18 protein-coding genes are annotated in these 23,620 nt (G+C 31.6%); 5 read left to right on the top strand and 13 right to left on the bottom strand.

Going from position 1 to position 23,620, the window contains the following annotated elements; all coding sequences use genetic code 11:
- Positions 1-85 precede the first annotated feature (85 nt).
- Genes purB through M915_RS07190 form a run of 8 tightly spaced genes read right to left on the bottom strand, consistent with a single transcriptional unit; the run spans position 86 to position 11,801 of the window.
- Complete coding sequence (purB, locus tag M915_RS07225) at positions 86-1,513, bottom strand: adenylosuccinate lyase (protein ID WP_036730650.1); 1,428 nt, start codon at positions 1,511-1,513, stop codon at positions 86-88.
- A complete protein-coding gene (locus tag M915_RS07220) occupies positions 1,510-6,417 on the bottom strand; it encodes a phosphoribosylformylglycinamidine synthase (RefSeq protein ID WP_036730647.1) in 4,908 nt (1,635 codons plus the stop codon). The genes purB and M915_RS07220 overlap by 4 nt, the downstream gene beginning before the upstream one ends.
- Positions 6,418-6,425: 8 nt before the next feature.
- Positions 6,426-7,931 carry a bifunctional phosphoribosylaminoimidazolecarboxamide formyltransferase/IMP cyclohydrolase gene (purH, locus tag M915_RS07215; RefSeq protein ID WP_036730640.1) on the bottom strand — a complete coding sequence of 502 codons (1,506 nt, stop codon included), beginning with the start codon at positions 7,929-7,931 and terminating at the stop codon, positions 6,426-6,428.
- Positions 7,928-8,479 (bottom strand): phosphoribosylglycinamide formyltransferase, encoded by a 552-nt coding sequence (purN, locus tag M915_RS07210; protein ID WP_036730638.1) that lies wholly within the window; start codon positions 8,477-8,479, stop codon positions 7,928-7,930. Before purN ends, purH begins: the two co-directional genes overlap by 4 nt.
- Complete coding sequence (gene purM / locus M915_RS07205) at positions 8,476-9,504, bottom strand: phosphoribosylformylglycinamidine cyclo-ligase (protein WP_036730636.1); 1,029 nt, start codon at positions 9,502-9,504, stop codon at positions 8,476-8,478. The genes purN and purM overlap by 4 nt, the downstream gene beginning before the upstream one ends.
- A 10-nt stretch (positions 9,505-9,514) precedes the next feature.
- Positions 9,515-10,864 carry an amidophosphoribosyltransferase gene (purF, locus tag M915_RS07200; protein WP_009221785.1) on the bottom strand — a complete coding sequence of 450 codons (1,350 nt, stop codon included), beginning with the start codon at positions 10,862-10,864 and terminating at the stop codon, positions 9,515-9,517.
- 1 nt (position 10,865) lies between these two features.
- Positions 10,866-11,564 carry a phosphoribosylaminoimidazolesuccinocarboxamide synthase gene (gene purC / locus M915_RS07195; protein WP_036730634.1) on the bottom strand — a complete coding sequence of 233 codons (699 nt, stop codon included), beginning with the start codon at positions 11,562-11,564 and terminating at the stop codon, positions 10,866-10,868.
- Positions 11,565-11,609: 45 nt separating this feature from the next.
- Positions 11,610-11,801 (bottom strand): hypothetical protein, encoded by a 192-nt coding sequence (locus tag M915_RS07190; RefSeq protein WP_009221783.1) that lies wholly within the window; start codon positions 11,799-11,801, stop codon positions 11,610-11,612.
- A 147-nt stretch (positions 11,802-11,948) separates the two neighbouring features.
- On the opposite strand from M915_RS07190, the gene M915_RS07185 reads away from it, so the two are divergent.
- The 5 genes from M915_RS07185 to M915_RS07165 all read left to right on the top strand — a co-directional run bounded on the left by M915_RS07185 (position 11,949) and on the right by M915_RS07165 (position 16,813).
- A complete protein-coding gene (locus M915_RS07185; protein ID WP_009221782.1) occupies positions 11,949-12,710 on the top strand; it encodes a sulfite exporter TauE/SafE family protein in 762 nt (253 codons plus the stop codon).
- Positions 12,711-12,722: 12 nt separating this feature from the next.
- On the top strand, positions 12,723-13,631 hold the full coding sequence (locus M915_RS07180; protein WP_009221781.1) for an AAA family ATPase: 909 nt from the start codon (positions 12,723-12,725) through the stop codon (positions 13,629-13,631).
- Positions 13,628-15,340 (top strand): vWA domain-containing protein, encoded by a 1,713-nt coding sequence (locus M915_RS07175; protein WP_036730632.1) that lies wholly within the window; start codon positions 13,628-13,630, stop codon positions 15,338-15,340. Before M915_RS07180 ends, M915_RS07175 begins: the two co-directional genes overlap by 4 nt.
- A 213-nt stretch (positions 15,341-15,553) precedes the next feature.
- Positions 15,554-16,042 carry a prolyl-tRNA synthetase associated domain-containing protein gene (locus tag M915_RS07170; protein WP_036730630.1) on the top strand — a complete coding sequence of 163 codons (489 nt, stop codon included), beginning with the start codon at positions 15,554-15,556 and terminating at the stop codon, positions 16,040-16,042.
- Between the two features lie 396 nt (positions 16,043-16,438).
- A complete protein-coding gene (locus M915_RS07165) occupies positions 16,439-16,813 on the top strand; it encodes a hypothetical protein (RefSeq protein ID WP_036730628.1) in 375 nt (124 codons plus the stop codon).
- A gap of 54 nt (positions 16,814-16,867) precedes the next feature.
- Here the strand turns inward: M915_RS07165 and M915_RS07160 are convergent, their stop codons facing one another.
- From M915_RS07160 to murB, 5 genes are all read right to left on the bottom strand, one after another.
- Positions 16,868-19,525: a stalk domain-containing protein gene (locus tag M915_RS07160; RefSeq protein WP_036730625.1), complete on the bottom strand. Its 2,658-nt coding sequence runs from the start codon at positions 19,523-19,525 to the stop codon at positions 16,868-16,870.
- Between the two features lie 166 nt (positions 19,526-19,691).
- Entirely contained in the window at positions 19,692-20,714 is a 1,023-nt protein-coding gene (fni, locus tag M915_RS07155; RefSeq protein ID WP_009221777.1) for a type 2 isopentenyl-diphosphate Delta-isomerase, read from the bottom strand.
- A gap of 48 nt (positions 20,715-20,762) precedes the next feature.
- Positions 20,763-21,728: a gluconeogenesis factor YvcK family protein gene (locus M915_RS07150; protein WP_009221776.1), complete on the bottom strand. Its 966-nt coding sequence runs from the start codon at positions 21,726-21,728 to the stop codon at positions 20,763-20,765.
- Positions 21,725-22,570: an RNase adapter RapZ gene (gene rapZ, locus M915_RS07145; RefSeq protein ID WP_009221775.1), complete on the bottom strand. Its 846-nt coding sequence runs from the start codon at positions 22,568-22,570 to the stop codon at positions 21,725-21,727. The genes M915_RS07150 and rapZ overlap by 4 nt, the downstream gene beginning before the upstream one ends.
- Positions 22,570-23,457 (bottom strand): UDP-N-acetylmuramate dehydrogenase, encoded by an 888-nt coding sequence (murB, locus tag M915_RS07140; RefSeq protein WP_036730622.1) that lies wholly within the window; start codon positions 23,455-23,457, stop codon positions 22,570-22,572. Before murB ends, rapZ begins: the two co-directional genes overlap by 1 nt.
- Positions 23,458-23,620 lie beyond the last annotated feature (163 nt).

The following is a 23,620-nucleotide window of genomic DNA, read 5'->3' as shown; positions in this document are numbered from 1 at the left end:
ATTGTGTTACAGAAAATCAAGTTTTTGTAACAATATTGAAATATATTCAATTTATGCCAATATAAAATTTTAATATTCTCCTAAATTAAACCTTAAGTTCAACTGTATACTCAGTATTGTACTCTTGTATTAAAGGCTTTACTTCTTCCCTTATAAATTCTTCTACCTGCTCTGCACTTCTACCTATAAAATTCTTAGAATTTAAAATCTCATTAATATCTTCTCTTGTCATTTTAAAATCTTCGTCATCCGATAAAAGTTCTAAAAGATTATTTTTCCTTCCATGCTCTTTTACTTCTCTTGCCGCTTGCATAGAATATTGTCTTATTTTTTCATGAAGCTTTTGTCTATCTCCACCAAGCTTTACCGCCTCCATCAAAATATTTTCTGTCGCCATAAATGGAAGTTCTTCTTCAACATGAGTCTTTATAACATTCTCATATACAACAAGTCCGTCTGTCACATTGATTGCAATTTCAAGTATAGCATCTATCGCAAGAAATCCTTCAGGAATACTCAATCTTTTATTTGCAGAATCATCAAGTGTTCTTTCAAGCCATTGTGTTGCCTCTACCATAGCCGGATTTTGTGCTATTGAAATTACATATTTTGACAATGATGATATTCTTTCACACCTCATAGGATTTCTTTTATATGCCATTGCAGATGAGCCCACTTGACTCTTTTCAAATGGTTCTTCAATTTCTTTTCTGTTTTGTAAGAGTCTTATATCATTTGTCATCTTATGTGCAGATTGTGCAATTGATGAAAGTACTTGAAGTACATGATAATCAATTTTTCTTGTATATGTCTGTCCTGTTACTGCAAGTGATGACTTAAAACCAAGTGCTGACACTATTTTTCTATCAAGCTCTTTGACTTTTTCATGATCACCGTCAAATAATTTTAAATATGATGCTTGAGTTCCTGTAGTCCCTTTTGCACCTCTGAGTTTTAAATTTTTACGTCTATATCTAATTTCTTCTAAATCCATCAAAAAATCCTGTATCCAAAGACTCGCTCTTTTGCCAACAGTAACAAGCTGTGCAGCTTGATAATGCGTATAGCCGAGTGTTGGTAAATTTTTGTATTTAAGTGCAAATTTACATAGATTTTCTATTAAAGCCGCAAGCTTTTTTTCTACAAGTTCCATTGCATTACTCATTAGTATTATATCTGTATTATCTGTCACATAACAACTTGTAGCTCCAAGGTGAATTATGGGAGCTGCACTCTTGGCAGCCTCCCCATATGTCTTTACATGCGCCATTACATCATGACGAAGTTCACGTTCATATTTTTCAGCAAGTTCAAAATCAATATTATCTATATTCTCTTCAAGCTCTCTTATTTGCTCTAATGTTATGTTTAATCCAAGTTCCGCTTCCGCTTTTGCAAGTTCAACCCAAAGCCTTCTGAATGTTTTAAATTTGTTTTCTTCAGAAAATATATGACTCATTTCATAACTTGAGTATCTTGTATTTAATGGGTTTTGATAGATATCTCTATTCATTTTTCCTCCTTGAAGTATTTTACTCCTGCTCTAAATATATTTTGTATTTCAAGATTATACATATTTTTATATAGACCATCTGCTATTCTTTCAGAGTGTCCCATCTTTCCAAGTATTTTTCCATCTTTTGATATTATAGCTTCAATATTATAGTCTGAACCATTTGGAGATACTTCATAAGCACCTACAATCTGTTCATTATTTAAAAGCTCTTTAAGTCTTATATCATTTATTACAAATCTACCCTCTCCATGAGAAACAGGCATTGTATATGTTTTATTAAGTTCAAGTTCTGTAAGCCATGGTGAATTTACGGTAAGAATTTTTGTATCTACAAATGATGCTATATGTCTTCTACATGTATTAAATGTCAAAGTAGGATCGTCTTCCTTCACTTCGCATATATTTCCATTTGGAAGCAGTCCCGTTTTTATAAGAGCTTGAAATCCATTACATATTCCTATTATTAAACCGTCATTTTTATCAAGCATATATTCTATTGCATCTTTAATCTTCGGTGCACGAAGTACATTTGCAATAAATTTACCTGATCCGTCAGGTTCATCTCCGAGAGAAAATCCGCCGGGTATTGCAAAAATTTGAGCTTTTCTAATTAATGAAGCTAATTCTTCTATTGAAGCTTTTATATCATTATTGCTTTGATTTTTAAATACTGATATTTTTACTTCCGCACCTTCATTTTCAAATGCCTTTGCCGTATCCCATTCACAATTTGTTCCCGGAAATGCCGGAATTACTACAAGAGGTTTTTCCACCGGTTTTAATGATTTTGTTCTTCTATTTTCAATTCTGCTATTTTCCAATCCTGCAAATTTTATTTGTTCTTTTGGTTTAAACACTGAATCTAATGTATGAAGATATGCTTTTTCAAGCTTATCACCTGACAATTTTATTCCGTTTACTATTACTTCGTCGCTAAATTTACCAATCGGTTCTATAAAATCTCTATCTTCTAAATATTCAACTATAAAACTTCCATATAGAGGACTGTATAAATCATCAAGTTTAACATCAAATCCTGTATTTAACACAGCAGATTCATATATCTGAGGAAGTGTTCCCTTGCCTGTAACTGCCACTGCTGAAATTATATTTTTATCTTTTATATCTGTATAGATTTTTTCAAACTTTAATTTTAAATCTTCAAGATCAACAAGTCCTACTGAATTGTATTTTGCCTTTATAAGACCTATTTTCCCCTTTGCCTTGAAATCCGGAGATATTATGTTTTCAATATTTTCAGTAGTTACTGCAAATGATATCAAAGTAGGAGGTACACTTATATTCTCAAAAGTACCGCTCATTGAATCTTTTCCTCCTATTGGAGGTGCCTTGAAAAATTTAGATGCTTCAAGTGCTCCAAGCAATGATTTAAGTGGCTTTGACCATGATTTTTCATCTTTTAATTTTTCATAATATTCTTGGAATGACAATCTGATATTTTTCGTTGATGCACCTGTTGCAACAAGCTTTGCTATTGATTCAATTACACTGTAATATCCTCCAATGTATTGTGAACTTTCAGATATATACGGGTTAAATCCATAACTCATCAATGAAACTGTTTTTACATCTCCATCAAATGAAGGAATTTTTGCCACCATGGACTGTATAGGAGTTACTTTACCCTTTCCTCCGAGAGGATATAAAACGGTGTTTCTTCCAATACTTCCATCAAAAATTTCAATCAAATTTCTCTTTGATGTTGTATTTAAATCTGCAAGATACTTCGAAAGATTTTCAGGGTCTTTATCTTCATTCACAAGAATACTCGGAACATCTTCACTTACCACTTCAACATTTTGAGTTCTGTCCGCTCCTGCAGTATTTATAAAATCATAACTCATATCACAAATTACTTCGTCTTCATAATACATTGTCATTCTATTTTTGTCTGTTACTTCCGCTACAACTGTAAGTTCAAGATTTTCTTCATCTGTATATTTTTTAAACTCATCTAAATCATTCTTATCTATGACAAGTGCCATTCTCTCCTGAGATTCTGATATAGCTATCTCCCTCGGACTAAGTCCCTCATATTTTAAAGGAACTCTGTCAAGATATATATCTACTCCATCAGACAGTTCCCCAACTGCGACACTAACTCCTCCTGCACCGAAATCATTACATTTCTTTATAAGTTTTGCTACTTCACTTCTTCTGAATAACCTTTGAATCTTTCTCTCTTCAGGGGCATTTCCTTTTTGAACTTGTGCAGATTCCGTAAGAATTGATGTAGTCTTATGAGTCTTTGATGAACCTGTTGCTCCGCCTATTCCGTCACGTCCTGTTCTTCCGCCTATTAATAATACTAAATCCCCTGCTTTCGGTTCCATACGAGTTACATTTTCGAGAGGTGCTGCCGCTATAACCGCTCCTGTTTCCATTCTCTTTGCTACATATCCTTCGTGGTAAACTTCATCTACAAATCCTGTTGCAAGTCCTATTTGATTTCCATAAGATGAATACCCAAGTGCCGCTTGTGTTGTGATTTTCTTTTGAGGTAATTTGCCTTCAAGAGTTTTTTCTATGCTTTGCATCGGATTTGCACTGCCTGTAATTCTCATAGCCTGATATACAAATGCCCTACCACTTAACGGGTCTCTTATTGCTCCGCCAAGACATGTACTTGCTCCGCCGAGAGGTTCAATTTCTGTAGGGTGATTATGTGTCTCATTTTTAAACATCAAAAGATAATCTCTAAGTTCTTCTTTGCCGTCAACGTCAATTCTAACCTTTATTTTTACAGAGCAAGCATTAATTTCAGAGCTTACTTCCAAATCTTCAAGTTCTCCGTTGGCTCTAAGATATTTTGCAAGAATTGTTCCAAAGCTCATAAGGCTTATCGGTTTTTTTATTTTAAGTTCTTCTCTAAGCTTTAAATATTCATCAAAACTTGATTTTATTGCCCTGTCAAGTTCCGTCTTTTCATCAAATTTTATTTTTAATTCCGTATTGAAAGTAGTGTGTCTGCAATGATCTGACCAATATGTGTCTATTATTGCTATTTCCGTTTCATTCGGATCTCTGTTTTCAGATTTAAAGTATTCTCTTACACATATTAAATCTTCAATACTCATAGCAAGTGATTTTTCTTTTAAAAATTTTAGCAATCCATCTTCGTCCAAGTTTATAAATCCATCATAAACTCTGTTTATTTTATTTTTTTGTGCATTATTTGAAAGTGTTGTAGGAATTCCAAGCAGTCCTACTCTATGTGAATCAACAGGATTTACAAGAAATTTTTCAATTCTTAAAAGTTCATCTTCATCAGCTCCGTCTATTGAATAAACTGTTGTTGAACTTGCAGATACCTTCTCATCGTTCACAAGTGCTATTGTATCCAAAAGTCCTTGTTCTCTTTGGTCAAATTGTCCCGGCAAATATGAAACTGCTATTGCACTTTTCATCGTGGATTGAAGTTTAAGAGCATCTTCTCCAAAATAAATTTCGTCAACCGGTCTTTCAGATAATATTGTATATAAGATTTTTTCAAGTTCTGCATCACTTATTTCAATATCATATCTTCTGTAAACTTTTAATCCGTTAAGTTCTATGCCCAAAGAGTTTTTAATTTCTTGTTTAAGCTCCTTTGATTCATAATCAAATTCTGATTTTTTAGTAACATAAACTCTCTTTACTCTCGGACCTATATCAGTTCTATAATACATATCTTTAAAATGAACCTTAGCTGCATCCTGATATACTTTTTTTATAACATCATCAAAGTTTTCTCCGCTGTATATTAAATTTAGAACTCTTCCTCCGTTTGTTTTTAATGAAGTATCAAATTTAGTCCCTGCATGATATACCTTACACTCTATTTCATCGTCAAATACTATTTCATTTCCCTTTTCATACTCTGTAGGATATCCGCCTGCAGAAATTACAAGGCATAATGCTTTTTTGTTATTTACCTTCAACTCTAATTCATTCAACTTTCTTTCTGATGTTTTTATTAAAAGCTCCAGCAAATCATTTTCAATAAGTTCCAATATAACTTGAGTTTCAGGATCTCCAAATCTGCAATTAAACTCCAATACATTTATATCAGAGTCGCTTATCATAAGTCCTATAAACAAAACACCTCTATAGTCAATCTTTTCTTTTTTCAATCCCTCTAAAACAGGTTTTAAAATTTCTTCGTCTATTCTTTCAAAAAAACTTTCCGCCTCAAGGTTAGGTGCATATGTCCCCATACCGCCCGTATTTAATCCTACTTCTCCGCTTCCGATTTTCTTGTGATCTCTTGATGTAGGTAATGGAATAATAGTTTCAGAATCACATAAGCAAATTAATGACATTTCAAATCCATCTAAAAATTCTTCTACTACTACTCTTTTTTCTCCAAAAATACCTTTTTGAAGTACGTTCTTTAAAAAATCTTCAGCTTTTTCCAAATCTTCCGCTATTAAAACGCCTTTTCCGGCTGCAAGTCCATCAGCTTTTAATACAGCCTTGCCATTTTTCTCAATAAGCTTAGTTGCAAATTCAAATGCCTCTTCAAAATTATCACTTTCTAAATACTTTGCACTCTTTATATTATGCTTATTTAAAAATTTTTTTGTATAAGCTTTACTCTTTTCGAATAACGCTCCTTCAAGACGCGGTCCAAAAATCTTAAGACCCTTTTCTTCAAATTTATCCGCTATACCTGCACAAAGTGCAGCCTCCGGTCCTACTACCGTATAGTCAATCTTTTCTTCCAACGCAAAATTTAAAAGAGAATCAACATCTTCAGCACCTATGTTGATATTTTTGCCAAGCTCATTTGTTCCCCCGTTCCCCGGGGCAAAATAAAGCTCTCTGTTTTTATCATTCTTTAATAAATTGTACCCAATGGCAAATTCTCGTCCGCCACTTCCAATAATTAATATCTTCATAGTCCCTCCTAATGTTTAAAATGTCTATTACCTGTGAATACCATAGAAATATTTAATTTATCACATCTATCTATGGACTCTTTATCTTTTAGAGAACCTCCGGGTTGAATTATTGAACAAACTCCGATCTCTCCTGCAATTCTAACACAATCATCAAACGGGAAAAAAGCATCTGATGCAAGTACACTACCCGAAAAATCCTTATCAGGATGATTATTTCTTATACTCTCAAGAGCCCATACCCTCGATGTTTGTCCTCCGCCAATTCCAAGAGTTGCTCCGTCTTTTACTACTACTATGGCATTTGACTTTGTATACTTTACAACTTTCATTGCAAAGATTAAATCTTCCTTTTCCATATCAGTCGGCTTAGACTTAGTTACAATTTCATAACCATCTTCAGCAGTATCTCTGTCTTGTATTAAAACTACTCCATCTAAATATTTCAGATCTATGTCCTGTTGCTTTAAATTATAATCAATTTTTACAAGTCTTACATTCTTTTTAGAAGTCAAGATTTCAAGAGCTTCTTTTGTAAAATCTGTAGCCGCAATTATTTCAAGGAAAGTTTTTGACATCTCAACAGCTGTTTCTCTATCAATTACTCCATTTACAGAAACTATTCCTCCAAATATTGAAACAGGATCTGCATTATACGCCTTACTGTACGCCTCTAAAATATTTTTACCCTTTGCAGCTGCGCAGGGTGTAGAATGTTTTAATGCCACAACTGTATTTATACCAAGTTCTGCAGATAATTCTACTGCCGCATTTAAGTCATTATAGTTATTAAAACTCATTTCCTTCCCATGAATAACTTCTGCATTTGACAGATAGCTGTTTACATAATTATCCCTATATATAGCCGCTTTTTGTGAAGGATTTTCCCCATATCTTAAACTGCTTATTTTTTCAAACCCAAACGAACGATATTTTAAATCTGCTCCTGTTTTTTCTAAAAAGTATCTTGAAATCATAGAGTCATAGTATGCAGTTAAAGAATACGCCTTTGCTGCAAGTCTCTCTCTAAATTCAATATCAACTTTATTATTTTTAAGCCTTTCAATCAGTTCTTCATAATCACTCGGATCTGTAACTATCAAAACATCTTTATAATTTTTAGCAGCCGCTCTTATTAGAGTCGGCCCTCCAATGTCAATATTTTCTACTATACTCTCGTGAATTCCCGTTTTTAAAGCTCCTTGAAAATCATATAAGTTTACTACAACTATATCTATTGGAGAAATTTTATACTCTTTTATTGTATCTTCATCTTCCTTTAAACCTCTTCTATATAAAATTCCGCCATGCACATAAGGAGATAGCGTTTTTACTCTACCGCCAAGCATCTCCGGAAAGTTTGTTATACTTTCAATGTCAATTGCATTCACTCCAAAATCTCTTATTACCTTTAAAGTTCCACCTGTTGATATTATTTTTATTCCAAGTTCACTTAGAGATTTTGATAAATATTCCACATTACTCTTATCTGTTAGAGAAATAAGTGCTTTCATTGTTCCTCCTCTATTTTTTTTATAGCTTTTTTTAATATACTATGTTCTATTTTTAGAACTCTTTCTGCAATTTCCTCAGGACTTCTGCAATCTGAAATATCAATTTGATTTTGTATGATTACTCCGCCTCCGTCAATTTCATCCGTAACAAAATGTACACTTGCTCCGCTTATTCGTTCTTTATTTTCAAATACTGCCTTATGCACATTTACGCCATGATATCCCTTTCCCCCATATTTAGGCAAAAGTGACGGATGTATATTTATTATCCTATTTTTATATTTTTCCAATATATTTTTACTTATTATAGGAAGAAAACCGGCAAGTACGATAAAATCTATTTTATATTCTTCAAGTTTATTTAAAATATTATCTTCATCAGATGTAACAACTGTTGGAATTTTTTCATTATATGCATGAAATAATCCTTTGGCATCTTTATTTGACAACACAAGTTCAATAGTACTGTCAAATTCATTGAGCTTCTTTGCATCAATAAGTGCCTTTAAGTTTGAGCCTGTACCCGATATAAAAACAGCTATTCTCATACCAATTCAACACCTTTTCCCTCTATAACTTCCCCGATTATATAGGCTTTGTCAGTTGTATTTTCATTTATATCTTTTAAAATTTTATCAGCATCTTCAGATTTTACTATTATTGTCATTCCGACACCCATGTTAAATGCCCTATATAATTCATCTTCCTCTACTAATTTAGAGTTTACTATTTCTTTAAAAACTATCGGAAGATCCCAAGAATTTTTGCCTATTCTAACACCTAATCCATCCGGGATAATTCTTGGAACATTTTCTACAAGCCCTCCACCTGTAATATTTGCAACTCCTAAAATATCATATCTTTCTATTAAGTATAAAATCGTCCTTACATATAGCTTTGTGGGTGTTAAAAGAACCTCTCCGACACTTTTATCACTATTTGGAAAAATATCATCACATGTCTTATTTAATTCTTCAAAAAATAATTTTCTTGCAAGTGAATATCCGTTTGAATGTAATCCGGAAGATGCAAGCCCTATTACAACATTTCCGCTTTTAATTTTTTTCCCGTCAATTATTTTGTTTTTATCTACTATCCCTACACTAAAACCTGCAAGGTCATATTCATCTTTAGAATACATTCCCGGAAGTTCGGCTGTTTCTCCTCCAATTAATGCAGCTCCGGTTTCTATACATCCTATTGAAATCCCCTCTACTATCTTCGAAATTTTTTCCGGAATAATTTTATCCGCTCCAATATAATCTAAAAAGAATAAAGGCTTTGCACCTTGACAAATTAAATCATTAACACACATTGCAACAAGATCTATCCCAACTGTATTGTGAATATCCATTTTTTGTGCTATAAGAAGCTTTGTACCTACGCCGTCAGTTGATGCAAGAAGTGTAGGATGCTCCATATCTTTAAACTCATCAAGAGAAAATCCTCCTGAGAAAAGTCCTATGTCTCCAAAAACTCCACTTGTATAAGTTTTTTTAACATGTTCTTTCATAAGTTCTACCGCTCTATTGCCGGAGTCAATATCTACTCCTGAATCTTTATAATCAATCATAAAAATCTCCTTATATAACTATTGGGTCAACGGGATAATTTCCGTTAAAACAAGCTTTACAAAATCTATCATCTCTTATAAGAGTTGCCCTTTGCAATCCATCCATAGATAAAAATGCAAGAGAGTCCGCTCCTATTTTTTCTCTTATCTCTTCAACACTGTTATTTGCAGCAATTAAATTTATTCTGCTAGGAGTATCTATCCCATAATAACATGGATATTCTACCGGAGGAGATGTAATTCTAAGATGTACTTCCTTTGCTCCGGATTCTCTCATCCTCTTTATCAGATTTGCAGATGTAGTTCCCCTTACAATTGAGTCATCCAAAAGAACTATCCTCTTACCTTCTATTACATGTCTAAGCGGATTTAATTTAAGTGCAACCGCCATTTCCCTTTCTTCTTGAGTCGGCTTTATAAAAGTCCTTCCCATATATCTATTTTTTACAAGTCCCTCTGCAAACGGAATTTTTGCCTCTTGTGAATATCCTATTGCAGAGGGAATACCGCTGTCAGGCACAGGTACTACTAAATCTACATCACAAGGTGCTTCTATTGACAGTAGCTCTCCACATCTTCTTCTAAAATTATATGAGTTAACCTTGTCTAAAGTTGCATCGTTTCTCGCAAAATATACATATTCAAATATGCAGTGCTTAGGCTTTTTTGCTCCTTCAATAAAATGTGATTTAATTCCATTTTCATCTACTACTACAATCTCACCCGGAAGTATGTCTCTTTTTACTTGCGCGCCTATTATTTCTATTGGTGCATTTTCAGATGAAAATATTACATCTCCACTTTCAGTTTGACCAAGCACAAGCGGCCTTATTCCCATCGGATCTCTAAACGCAATCAACTTATCTTTTAAAAGCAAAACAATACTGTACGCTCCCTTTATTATGCCCATGGTCTTTTTAACGGCATCTACTATATCTCCTTTATAGTATCTTGCTATTAAAAACAAAATTACCTCAGTATCTATTCCTGTTTGAAACATAATTCCATCTTCTTCGAGACGTGTCCTTAAAATTTGATGGTTAATTAAATTCCCGTTATGTGCTAAACTCATCTCTATTCCTCTGGCAAATGCCATAAGTGGCTGAGTATTATAATCATGTGAACCACCCGCAGTAGAATATCTAACATGTCCTATTCCAAGATTTCCCTCAAGCACATTAAGCCTGTTTTCATTAAACACATCTATTACAAGTCCCATTCCCTTTTCACGTTTTAGACTTTCGCCATTTGAAACAGTTATACCGCAAGACTCCTGTCCACGATGTTGAAGTGAATTTAATCCGTAAAATAATTTTTTATTTACATTCGAATTTGAATAAATGCCGATTATACCGCACATATTAGCCTCTCATTCTATTTAGGACTTCTTTATATCCTTCTATTAAATCTCCAAGATCTCTTCTGAAAATATCCTTGTCAAATTTCTTGTTTGTATCTTTATCCCACAATCTGCAAGTATCGGGACTAATTTCATCCGCAAGAATAATTTCTCCGTCATCAGTCTTTCCATATTCTATTTTAAAGTCTACAAGCTTTAAATTTATTTGTTCAAAGAACTTCTTTAAAAGCTCATTTATTTCAAGAGTAGTATCCTTTAGAAAATCATATTCAGCTTTAGTTACAAGTCCAAGTGCAATAGCATGATCTTCACACATCAAAGGATCTCCAAGTTCATCATTTTTATATGATAATTCAAAAGTAGGCTTAGAAAAAACTATTCCCTCTTCAACTCCAAATCTCTTTGCAAAGGAACCTGCAGATATATTTCTCACTATTACTTCAAGCGGAAGTATTGTAACTTTTTTAACTCTCATATCTCTATTATTTAATGTTTCAATATAGTGAGTTTTTATTCCCTTTTCTTCCAACATCTCAAAAATTGCAGTTGTAATAGCAAGATTTAACTCTCCCTTACCCGCTATTGTTGCTTTTTTCTCTCCATTACCTGCTGTCGCATCATCTTTATACCTGATGATATATTCATTGCTCTTCTCAGTAGAATAAACTTCTTTTGCTTTTCCTTCGTACAACTTTTTCATAGATATCCTCCCAATAAAAATAGAGAATCCTATACGGATTCTCTTTCACACAAATAGACTATTAAATTTGCTTACACTTATAGTAATATTATTAGGCGCAAAAACAGAGTTCAACTTCCCTCTAAGTTTATCTATCAATGCCAAGTCGTAAGAAATTTTTCTTACACTTAGATTAGGTTCTTTTAATATTGTAAATTTATTAATTTGGCCGCTTGAAAAACAGCAAGAACCTTTCATGGTAGCCTCCTAAAACTATTATCACAAGTTTATTATATCATAGTTTTTTTATTTTTAAAGATTTTTATTAAATTTTTTACAATAAAATAACTGTAATTCTTTTTTGTATATGATTTTTGTGTTAATATATCATACGTGAGGTGAATTATGGAATATTTAACATTTAAAGCTCTAATAATATTATTGCCCTTATTATTTTTAGCCGGAGTCGTAGACTCAATCGGAGGAGGCGGAGGATTGATTTCTCTTCCGGCATTTTTACTTGCAGGACTACCTATACATATGGCACTTGGAACAACTAAAATGCAATCTACTTGCGGAACTGCAATGGCAACACTTAGATTCATAAAAAATAGATTTGTAAGCTTTAAACTTGCATTTCCGGCTGTTATAGCAGCTTTTTTAGGAGCATCTATCGGTGCAAAACTTATGATGTTCTTAGGAGAAGACCAACTTCATAAAATTATGATTATAATTCTCCCTGTTGCCGCCTTTTTAGTATTGAACAAAAAATTCTTTGATTCCGCGACATCTGACGAACTTATTATAAATAAAAAAACATACATTACCGTAACTATAAGTGCATTTTTAGTTGGAATATATGATGGAATGTATGGTCCCGGAACAGGAACATTTTTAATTTTAGCATTCACTGTATTTGCAAAAATGAATGTACAATTTGCAAACGGACATGCAAAAATAATAAACCTCGCCTCGAATATAACAGCACTTATAATTTTCCTATTAAACGGAAAAATTATAATACCCCTCGGTCTTTTAGGAGCTCTTGCAAGTATGGCAGGTAATTATGTAGGTTCAGGATTGGCATTGAAAAATGCTCAAAAATTTACAAGGCCATGTATTTTATTTGTGCTGTGTATTTTAGCAGCTAAAATTCTATTTATTTAATTAGGAGGATATATGAAAGAGCTTTTACTTTCTCAAGGAGTTTCCGAAAGCTTATTAAACGAAGTAGATAAATTTTTAAAATTTTATTCAATTGATGAAAACATAAATTACAGAGTTCCTTCTCCAAAGTTCAAATACTATGGAAAGGATGTATGGGAAAAGGCAATTGCAGGAATACTATCCGGAAATCACATATTACTTTCAGGCCCAAAAGCTACAGGAAAAAATGTACTGTCAGAAAATTTAGCACTTTTGTTTAAAAGACCCCTTTGGACAATTTCACTAAATATCAATACAGATACATCTTCTCTTATCGGTTCTGATACCTTTAGAAATAATGAAGTAATTCTAAAAAAGGGTCCCGTATATGAAACTGCAGAATACGGCGGATTCGGTGTATTTGATGAAATAAATATGGCAAAAAACGAAGCACTGAGTGTAGTTCACTCCGCACTTGACTATCGAAGAATTATTGATGTGCCGGGATACGGAAGGCTAAAACTTCATGAGGCAACAAGATTTATTGCCACAATGAACTATGGATATATAGGCACAAGAGATCTCAATGAAGCTCTTGTTTCAAGATTTCTTGTAATTGATATGCCTACTATAACTAATACTGACTTAATCAAAATCTTAAAAGATAAAACTAATTTAAAAGATGAATATATAAATAGATTCGCAAAGTTCTTTATGGATTTACAAAAAAAATCATTAAATTCAGAAATTTCATCAAAATCAATTGACCTAAGAGGGCTAATCAGTGCAATATCACTTATGGAATATGGCCTTACAATTAACCATGCCATTCAAATGGGAATGAGTCATAAAAGTTTTGATATATATGAAGCTGAAGTAGTTGAAGACATTTTAAAAACCCTATTTGAAAAAAATCTTTCTTCATCGGAGCTTTTCAAATGAGCGGAAGACTTGAAAATTTAGTATGGACAGTTTCGGAAAACTATGAAACCAAAATAAATTTAACAATTTTCAAAAATGAAATATCAGAAAACTACAAAGCAGCCATTCTTGGAATATGCTATAAATACTATGATATGCCCTATGTCGAAAAATTTTTAAAAGCACACTATAAATTAAGTGCAAATTATAAAGATATGCTTACAATAGCAGAACTGTCTATGGAAAATTCGCTTATAGACCAATTAATTAAAAATAGACCCGGTGTATCTGATTTTAAATGTGAATTTGAAAATAAACTATTTTATAAATACTCAAACTCTGCGGCACATAATCTCGGCGAAGAACTTGAAATAGCATATTATCAAGTAAAAAACAAAATAATTCCAAAAATAAATAATACTGTAAAACTTCTATTAGATGATATTTTAAACTTCAAAAGTAAAGATACACTTGAACTTTTATTATTTTTACAATCAATATTCAGCAAATACTTTCACATATATAAAAATTTACCATCAACAGAAAAAGTAGAAAATATAATTAAAGAAGTTAAAAAGAAAAAAGAAATGCAGGAAAATGGATCTGCCCATTTAGTCGTAAACTACTTGGATATCGCAGAACTTGAAAAATATACAATTGAATCAGCTGAATTTACTTCTGCAAAATATGAAAATACGAAACTTACAATAGAAAAAAATCGTTCATTAAAAACAACAGACAAAAATCTAACTGCATCTGTTGAAAAACACTATGGAATATCGTATATGAAACAATCTGAAGTTGAAAAGCTTGAAGAAAAAATTTGTACAGGAGTTCACGAAAAAGTAAATTTACATTTTACTAAAGGTGAATTTAAAAATCCTTTATCCTACAATGAGCAAAAGGCAAAAGAAATATATAATGAAAATCTAAATTTATTTAAAGAAGATGAACTGAATTATAAAAGAGGAATCAAAAACCTCTCTGAAATAATTAAAAACTCATTATTAAAAAATACGGAAGAATATGAAATTCCGAGCATTAGCGGAAACTTAGTTGCCGGTTCCGTTTGGAAAAGCAAACACACAAACAATTCGAAAATATTTAAGAGAAATTTCACAGACTATCACGGAGATATAAGTGTCGATATACTACTCGATGCATCAGCATCTCAAGAAGAAAGACAGAGCGAAATTGCAATTGAAGCCTATATAATCACAGAAGCTCTTACAGAATTAAACATAAAGACAAGAGTTTTTTCATTCAATAATTATTTTAACTACCTCGTAATCAGAAAATTCAGAGACTACAATGATTCAAAACTGAAAAACAAAGAAATTTTTAAATACAGAGCATCAGGTAGTAATCGTGATGGACTTGCAATAAAACTCTTAACAGATTTGATAGAAAAAAATTCTCAAGATAGAAAAATTTTAATCATATTATCTGATGGAAAACCGAATGATGAAACTAATCTTGGTCTTGTCGGAATAAGAGATTTCGGAATAAAAGACTATGTAGATGAACTCGCATTAAGAGACACTTACAATAATGTATTAATTACAAAACTTAAAGGAATTGATGTACTCGGAGTATTTACAGGTCTTGAAGAAGATTTAGAAACGGAAAAAAAGATCTATGGAAATGATTTTGCATATATAACTGAATTAAAAAGATTTCATCAAATTGTCGGGATCTTTCTAAAATCAATAGCAGATAAACTATACTGAACTATAATTTATCTGCTATTTTACTTGAAAGGAGAACTAAAATGAAAAAAACATACTTATACTCATACTCACATTAATATGTTACCCATTTATCAAGATAATAAACTATTTATTTATTATAATTTTAAAATACATTTATTGCTTTTTATGATAAAATGTAATTTAATACAAGTTGCTTTAATTAAATCTTTCTTAAATCTTCGGAGGTATGTTATGAAAGAATATGAAAAAGTATTACAAAAACTCGAAGAACTGAATATAAACTATAAATTAGTTGACCATCCGCCGGCTTTAACTACAGAACAGGCAGATAAATATATCGAAGGTATTGAAGGCGTAAGGACTAAAACCTTATTCTTGGCTAACAAAAAAAATCGTGCATATTACTTAATAGTCATGGACGATATGAAAAGAGTTGATATGAAAATTCTTGAAGAACTTATTGAAACAAAAGGACTTCATTTTTGCTCAGAAGAAAAATTGATGGAAAAATTGATGCTTCCTCCGGGAGTCGTTTCAATTTTCGGATTGTTGAACAACTTCGAAAAAGATGTAAATATTATTCTTGATGAAGAAATAATGAACGAAAAATATATGAGCTTTCATGTTAACGACAATACAAAAACAGCCTTTATTACAACTGAAGATATGTGTCGTTTTATCAATGAATGTGGATTTGAATATAAAATCATAAAATTATAATTCAGCTGTAGAAGGTAGTATCAATTTAGATCCTACCTTTTATTTAACTCGCTTTCATGTAGTTTAAAGAAGTCATTATACTTCCTCACACTTTCGATTTTAATCCAATTTAATTTCATCTTCAAATATGTATTAAAAAATTTCAAACGGGGAGTATGAATTATAAAAAGTCATTTTAACTTTAATTGAATTATATAAAATATCCTGCTCCAACTTAGTGTACGGAATAGATGCACTCTTAATTCACATATTTATCAATAAATAATACTCCAATTTCAAGTACTCTATCTAATAATTTAAAATTTAAAAAAACAATTTTGACTAAATAAGAATATAGTGATATCCTTATATTGAGGAAGCTTATAGTTTTTGTGATTGAAGATATGGAGGTAACTTATGAAAAAGAGAATTTTGTTAGCAGTAACTTTCATTTTGGTAATATCGTTTTCCATGGCAGTATATGCAAACAACAAACCTAAAGTTCCCGAAGGATTTAAAGAAGTTATCTCTTACGAGGAACTTAAACCTAATTTATTATCAGAAAAGTCATCACAGCCAAGAGAATACAAGAATGAAGTAATTTCTGAATATGAGTATACTATTTATCAAAACAATGGTAATTTTTCAAGAATTATAGAAGATTGTCCTCATACACAAAATGAAAAACTCTATATAGGAAATTTAACTTTACAATATACTTATCAAATTGATTCAAATAATTTTGCAGGAGTTTATAAAGGCGATCTACACTATGTAGGACCTGCCGAATAAATTTGTCTACAATAACTAATTTTGCAGAAAACCCCGCGTTAAACGCGGGGTTTTTTACTTTAACTTTTTAATGATCGTAACCTCTTTTGTCAATTCATCCCAAACTACATCCTTGCCATCTTTCATTCCAAGTACCCTTGCTATATTTGCCACAGGAAGAAATGTTCTGTCATCTTTTATAACAGTTTTTACATCTGATGTGTATTCAACACTGTTTACTATTATTTTATTTGTTCCTATCGGCAACTCAACTGTATTATCTTTATTTTTCAGTATTACTGTTCTTGTATTGTTATTCCATTCTACTTCAAATCCAAGGGTTTCTGCTACAAATCTTATCGGAAGCATTGTTCTTCCGTTTTCTATATATGGAGCCACATCCATTTGAATAGAAACTGATTTTCCATTTATGGATTTTTCTAATGTCTTTGATCCTATTTTTATAGTTGTTTTTAGTTCTATCTGTTTAATTTCTGTTTTTTTCTCTTCTGTTTTCGTTATCTGTGTTGCATTAATGGTTTTCCAAGTATTAGACTTAGAGTAATAAGGATCCGGTGTTATGTTATAGTTCTTTTCCCATTTTGCAATTAAAATGGTATCTTCGTTAATTTTCTCATTAAAGTTAAATAATTCTTCTTGATTAAATTTTCTATACCAACCCATGAATGTGTATCCAAATCTTATTGGGTCTGTCGGTCTTATTGCTTTTGTATTTTTTTCAATGCTTTGTGTAGGCACAAAGCTTCCTCCGTTGGAGTCAAATATAATTTTTACCGTTTCAGAATTTGGTGAAATTTTTTCAAAGACAGCTTTAATTTCTACATCTTTATTTCCAATGTTAAATTTATTATTTGAAACAGTAACATCACCGTTTATTACTTGCCATTCTTTAAATTTGTATCCCGAATTTGCAGTGGCGGAAAGAGTAACTTCTGTTCCCGTTTTTCCTTTTTGAATATCGGCACTTGCATTTCCGTTACCGTCATTTATTATTGTAACTGTATATTCTTCTGCAGGTTTTTCCTTAAATTTTGCCGTTATTATTGTATTACCTTCAGGCATTATAAACTTGTTATCTGAAGTTAAAATTATTTCTTCGTCATCTTTTTTTACTTCTATTTTATCAAGTTCATAACCTTCTTTAGGTTCTATTGTTAAAGTTATTTCTTCACCTTTTTTCGCCTTATATTTATTTGCTTTTACAATTCCGCCTTCTGAACTGTTTATTGTAATTGTATATTCTTCTAATACTACTTTTGAATAAGCATTAAGAGACATACAACCTATAGCTTCATTAAATGACATACCGGTCCAGTAATATGACTTTTTATTCTTAGGCTTTTTGTCTTCCCCTGTATCTGTCGCTGCCAACCCTGCATATACGCCTTCCGTATCTGTTTCTAATTGCATAATAATTACAAATTTATTTTTTGTTATGTGCCTTGGATTTTCAAGAGGAACAGTATAATATCCTGAATGATTTATATTCCCCGTTGCTACTTTATTCTCCTCACTTAAATTTGAAAGTTTTTTTGATTTCCAATCATCGCGCTCAACAATATATACTGTAAACTCTGTATTTTTAGCATTACAATTATAAAAAGCAATATCTGTTATAATCTCATCTTTAGCAGATTGCTTGTCAAATTCATTTGCAAAAATAAAAGTTTTTAATGTTTTAAATCCGTCAAATCCTGCTACTCCATATTCATCATATTGATATACGTTATCCGCCACTTTATCTCTTACATCTGTTAGTACATAATAATTACTTTGTTTTCCACCAACATTTTCGGGAAATGTTTCATAAGAAACCCAAAAATATCCATTGTCGCCAAAATTTGTACCCCAACTGTTTTTTATTAAATAAGCGCCTACTACTTCATCAGTTATTTTTTTACTGTCATCCCAGCCTATAATTGTTACAGCATGATTTAACTCGCTTTTTTTCAAATGGTATCTTGTCTTATCAACAATTCCATTTAAATCTTTAATAAATCCGGATTCATCATGATGATAACTTCCAATTACAGCTCCATATTCCATAACAAACTTTTTTATTTCAGATTTATTTATTACTATCATATCTCCAACTTGCTTTTCAGCCGACTTCTTACTAAAATCTTCCATTATAGTATGCCCCGGTAATACTTTCACTTCATCATCGGAAACAGAATCTGTACTCGGAAAATCTTTTTCAAATTTAGGCCCGTTTAATCTGGAGAAATATGACATCGCAAACGGAATATTTCCTCCATCTTGTAAATTAGTTGACTTATTTGTATTATGTACTAAATGCAATTCTGAAAAATCACAAAAATCTACATCACCTGACTTTTTAAGTGCAGTTTCAACGGATGACATGGATGCATGAGCCCAACAAGTTCCGGTAGAATTTTGATTTTTAACAGGAGATATTAAACCGATCTCTCTTGCGTCATATTTTTCAGGAACCGGAATATCTCCCTTACTTCTTCTGCCGCTTATAGGTTCTGCAACCGGAAATAAAGTTTTTGGAGGAACATAACCGTACTTAAATTCATCTCTGTGATTTAAATAATAATCATAGTTAGGATTTTTTATTATCTCGACTTCCGATGTTTCCATTTTATAAGTCCACGCTTCTTCCAACGCAATAACTGGTGATACGTCCACTAAAATAATAATGCTCATTAATAAAATAGCAAGTATTTTATGTAGTTTACTGTTCACAAAAAATCATCTCCTTTATTAATATGATATATAGATAAAGTATCACAACTTACCTATTTAATCAATTTAAAAAATATCATCATGTAATTATAATTTAAAATCAAAACAACAATAATTTTAATCTGTATATAAAAAACACCTTAGCTAAAAGCTAAGGTGCATAATTTTATTTATCATAATCTACAAGTTCTCTAAGTTTTCCTGTTACTCTATAATTTACTCTGCTAAGCTCAGATATATTTTTTGCTCCTGTCAAAAGCATAGTTACTTTTGACTTATATATTATATTTGAAATATATTGCATTGTATATTCATATCCGCCATGAATTAAATAAGTTAATATTTCTCCACTTATCGCCGTCATCGATGCACCGAGTACAATACTCTTTACCAATTCAAGTGAATTTTTAATTCCTCCGGAACTTATCATATTAAGATCTTTATATCCAAGTGAATTTACTTCTATAAGACTCATTGCAGTTGGAATTCCCCAGCCATATAATTCAGATAAATCATTACTTGGCACTCTTAAATTTTCAACTTCAAAAAAATTCGTACCTCCAAATCCGGATACATCAATATATCTTACTCCTGCATCGTATAACTTTACAGCTACATCTTTTGAAATTCCAAATCCTACCTCTTTCACAATTACAGGAACATCAACACCTTCTACAATTTTAGATATATTTTTAATTATTCCTTTGAACCCTCTGTCTCCTTCTTCCATTGCAAGTTCCTGTGCAGGATTAAGATGAATTTGTATTCCATCTGCTTTTATCATATCAATAGCATATTTTGCCTCATCAACAGTAGCATGACCACTTAAATTAGAAAGTACAATTCCATCACCAAGTGTTTCTCTTACACATTCAAATGACTTTCTCGCATCTTTATCTTCAAATACTATTGTCTGTGAACCTACAGCCATTGGAATGTTAAATTCCTTTGCCACTCTTGCAAGAGATAAATTTATTCCCTCAGCAAATTCACTTCCACCTGTCATCGCATTTATTATAAGTGGAAAATCTACTTTCTTATTTAAAAATACAGTAGATGTATCTATTTCATTAAAATCACATTCCGGCAAAGAATTATGATATAAAAAAACATCTTCAAATAATGGATTTCCTACATAAGTTGAACGAAGATAATTTTCAACATGTTCTCTCTTTCTATACTTTCTCATCTAATTCACTCCAATCTCAATCTAAATAATATCATTTTTTGCCAATCATTACAAGATTGAGCTGTTTTTTAACGCTTCCGCTATTTTAATTCCGCTATGTCTAATATATTTAGAGTTTTCTTCTACAAAATCTCCAAGTATAATATCTATATTTTTAGAATTTAAAAACTTTTTATCTTCTTCAAGCATTTTTATTTCTTTTGCTCTATCTCTAATCAAATAGTATTTAAGCAATTTTTCACTTATCTGCATATTATTTACAACGCAGGCATCTAAAATATTTTCATAACTGTATTTTTCAAATGCTTTTATATGATCTGCAAGTGTATATCCTAAAGTTTCTCCCTTTTGTGTCATTATATTCGATACATATATTTTTTGAGCATCTGATTTTTTTATTGAATCAACTATATCTTCTACAAGCAGATTTGGGATTATAGATGTATATAAACTTCCCGGTCCGAATATTATAACATCAGCATCTAAAATTGCATCTGTTGCTTTCGGATTAGCCTGCGGTATTTTAGGAAACATACTCATGTTTTTTATTCCTGTATCGAGCTTATATGACATACTTGGAATCATTGACTCTCCAATGCATTTATCTCCGTTATAGAACTCCGCAACCAGATGAATGTTTTCAAGTGTAACAGGGATTACCTTTCCTGTAATACTAAGTACATTTTCTATTTGCATAAGTGCTGTATCAAAACTTCCATATATTTCACAAAGAGCTGCAATCAAAATATTTCCAAAATTTTGACCTTTTAATGTTCCACTGTCAAATCTAAATTGTAAAAGTTTTTCCATAACCGGCTCTGTATTTGCAAGAGCAGAAAGGCAATTTCTTACATCTCCCGGCGGTAAAATACCCAGTTCACTTCTAAGTCTTCCCGAACCTCCACCATCATCCGCCATAGTTACAATCGCAGTTAAATTTTCAGTATATTTTTTAATTCCTCTAAGCAGAGCGGAAATTCCCGTTCCTCCGCCTACTACAACTACATTTTTCATATTTTTCCCACATCTCTATGATTTATAGTTACATTATTTCCAAGAGATTTTAATCTTCTTCCAATCTCATTTGCAATTACAACCGACCTATGAAATCCTCCGGTACACCCAAATCCTATCGATAATACACTCTTACCTTCTTTTAAATAATTCGGAATTAGAAATCTAAGCATATCTACACATTTGTCTATAAATTCCCTTGTAACTTCATGACTCATAACATAATTCTTCGTACTTTCATTATTTCCGTTCAACTCTTTAAGCTCCGGTATATAATATGGATTAGGCAAAAATCTTACGTCAAATATCAAATCTCCATCAAGTAATATTCCATTTTTAAATCCGAATGAAGCTATGGAAATTTTAAGTTCCTCTTGAAAATCTATTTTTAAAATATCTCTTATATTCTTTTTTAAAGTGGCTGTACTTAAATTTGAAGTATCAATTATATAATCTGCATTTGACTTAATATCTTTTAGCAATTCTCTTTCAAGAGAATACCCTTTAACTATTGACTCATTTAAAGGATGGCGTCTTCTAAGTTCTTTATATCTATTTATAATTACCTCTTCACTTGAATCTAAAAACATGACTTTATAATCAATATTCAGACCTTTAAGCTGATTTAACGATGATGAAAAATCTTGAAAAAATTTTCCGCTTCTAACATCAACAACCACACATACCTTATTTACATAATTTGATACCGAGGCAATTTCAGCAAATTTAGGTATAAGTGCCGGCGGAAGATTATCCATTGCAAAATATCCTAAATCCTCTAAAATATTTAGTGCCTGTGATTTTCCGGCTCCGCTCATTCCTGTTATTACAAGTATTTCCATTATTTTCCTCCGATATATTTGACCTCTCTTTTAAGCTCAACGTTAAATTTATCATATACAGTCTTTTGAACAATTTCTATTAATTCTCTTACATCTTTTGCCGTTGCATTATCTGCATTTATTACAAAACCACAATGTTTTTGACTAACCTGTGCGCCTCCATGCTTAAGTCCTCTAAGTCCACTATCATCAATCAACTTCCCTGCAAAATATCCCGTAGGTCGTCTAAATGTGGAACCTGCACTCGGATATTCAAGAGGTTGTTTTTCTCTTCGCCTATTATAAAAGTCATTCATTTTTTCTTTTATTTCTTCAATATTTTTTTCAAACAGTTTAAATTTCACAGATAAAATTATATATCCTCTATCCTGTGCAATGCTATTTCTATATGAAAACTGCATTTCTTCATTTGAAAGCTCTATTATATTTAGCTCATCGTCTAAAAGTCTTACACTTTCAACTACATCTTTAAGTTCTCCATCATAAGCTCCGGCATTCATAATAGCGCCTCCGCCTACAGAACCCGGTATTCCATGAGCAAATTCAAGCCCTCCAAGAGAATTTTCCATCGCAATTGTTGCAACTTGTCTTAATGTTGCACCTGATTTTGCAGTTAATATATTTCTATCTACTCTTATATCATCAAGGACTCCTTTTAAAATTATTGCAAGTCCATCAAATCCTTCATCATCAACTAAAATATTAGTACAATTACCAAGTACTATATAATTCATATTTTTTTCTTTACATAATTTAATTGAATCTATTAGTGCATTCTCATCTACAGGTAATAATACAGCTTTTGCATTGCCTCCAATTCTAAAGCTTGTATATTTTTTTAGAGGTTCATTTAACAAAACCTTTCCATATTTTTCAAATTCTTTCATTTTACACCTCATTTATATTATACTATATCAAAAATTCTTGGCAAATAACAAAATTATATATGTCCAATAAAATAAGAACTAATTTTAAAATTAGTTCTTATTTTATCTTTTATCAAAAGACAATTCTTTCAAATAATTGAAAAAAACGCTTTAAACAATGTTA

Source organism: Peptoniphilus mikwangii, assembly GCF_000468535.1.
Lineage (GTDB): Bacteria > Bacillota > Clostridia > Tissierellales > Peptoniphilaceae > Anaerosphaera > Anaerosphaera mikwangii.
This window is presented reverse-complemented; position numbering and strand designations above follow the sequence as displayed.